The sequence below is a fragment of the Methylorubrum podarium genome, assembly GCF_022179745.1.
Classification (GTDB): domain Bacteria; phylum Pseudomonadota; class Alphaproteobacteria; order Rhizobiales; family Beijerinckiaceae; genus Methylobacterium; species Methylobacterium podarium.
The window spans coordinates 1-1,377 of record NZ_BPRD01000712.1; the positions used below are offsets into that span (position 1 = coordinate 1).

At 75.2% G+C, this 1,377-nt stretch carries 2 protein-coding genes; one reads left to right on the top strand and one right to left on the bottom strand.

Translation table 11 applies throughout. The features are described from left to right. The first annotated feature begins 57 nt into the window (after nucleotides 1-57). Nucleotides 58-771, top strand: coding sequence for a uroporphyrinogen-III synthase (locus MFF42_RS26135; RefSeq protein WP_238258863.1), 714 nt, complete (start codon nucleotides 58-60; stop codon nucleotides 769-771). A 227-nt stretch (nucleotides 772-998) separates the two neighbouring features. Here MFF42_RS26135 and MFF42_RS26140 read toward each other — a convergent pair. Then, a partial coding sequence (locus tag MFF42_RS26140) for a hypothetical protein (protein ID WP_238258864.1) occupies nucleotides 999-1,377 on the bottom strand: 379 nt, incomplete at its 5' end.

A 1,377-nucleotide genomic window follows, 5' to 3' on the forward strand; every position in this document is an offset into this window, starting at 1 on the left:
GCAGCCTGTGGACGGCGCGACGGACGCGCGATGGAAGCGCGATGGAAGGATGAGGGCATGCGGATCTGGGTGTCGCGGCCCGAGCCCGGCGCGGGACGCACGGCGCGGCGTCTGTCGGAGCTCGGCCACGCGCCGCTCGTGGCGCCGGTGCTTCGGATCGGGCCGGGCGACGGGCCGCCGCCCTCCGGCCGGTTCGACGGCCTGATCCTCACGAGCGCCAACGCCGCCGCGCCCCTGGCCGGGGCGGGCCTTCCCGCCGCGCCGGTCTTCGCCGTCGGCCGCCGCACCGCCGAACGCGCCGAGCGCGCGGGCCTGCGATCCGTGCACTGCGCCGACGGCGATGCCGCCGCCCTGGCCCGGCTCGTCGCGGCAAATGTGGGATCCGGCGGCAGCCTCCTTCACGTCGCGGGCGAGGACCGCAAGGCCGAGCCCGCGGCGAGCCTCGCGGCCGCGGGCTACCGCGTCACGACCTGGACCGCCTACGCGGCCCTGGCCGAGGCGGCCCTGCCCGAGGCGGCGGCGCGGGCGCTGGCCGGACGGGACGGCGACGCGCCGCTTGAGGCGGCCCTGCATTTCTCCCGACGCAGCGCCGAAACCGCCGGACGATTGTGCCGCGAGGCCGACTTGGGCGGAGCGTTTCGGGCGTTGGTGCATTACTGCCTTTCCCCGGACGTGGCCGCGGGACTGGTCGAGCTCGGCGTTGCGGCCCATTTTGTGGCGGCGCGCCCGAGCGAGGAGGCTCTCCTTGCCGGTCTCGCGGCTTCGGACTGAACGCCCTCGTCGCGCCCTGCGGGCCGATGGGGACGGGAGAGCGAGCCGAAGTGTCGGAGAAGGAACCCGGAAGCGGTTCCGATGGATGACGGCGCGGTTTCGCTCTTCTATGGGAGCAGACTGCGCCGGTGCGGCGGCTGAATGGAGCGAACGCCCGTGACTTCACCCAAGGACGGCCCCAGGGACGGCGCCAAATCTGCCGAAGCGGCCAAGGACGCGACCAGAGATCAGGCTTCGTCCCGACCCGCCGATTCCAAGGTGACGGGCAAGCCGGCCGAGCCGTCCGCGACCGCCGCTTCCGCAAGCGCCTCTTCCGCGAAGCCCGACCCGACCAAGGCGGGACCGATCGCCTCCGAACCGGCCAAGCCCGGGCCGACCGGCAGCAGCGCGCTGTCCGGCAGCGGGCCGACCGGGTCGTCCAACCGTCCGCAGGACGCGAAGACGGACGCGCCGGCCAAGCCGGGGCCGACGGGCAGCAGCGCCGTACCTTCCGCGTCTCCGCCTTCCGCTTCGCCCTCCGCCAGCGCGGCCACCGCCACCGGACCGGTGTCGGGCAAACCCACCGAGCCGGGAAAGCCGTCGGCCGGGGCCGCGTCGCCGGCCGCC

What these genes read in the sequence shown, in the direction of transcription:
- MFF42_RS26135 (WP_238258863.1), top strand. Translation starts at nt 58, where the DNA reads ATGCGGATCTGGGTGTCGCGGCCCGAGCCCGGCGCGGGACGCACGGCG.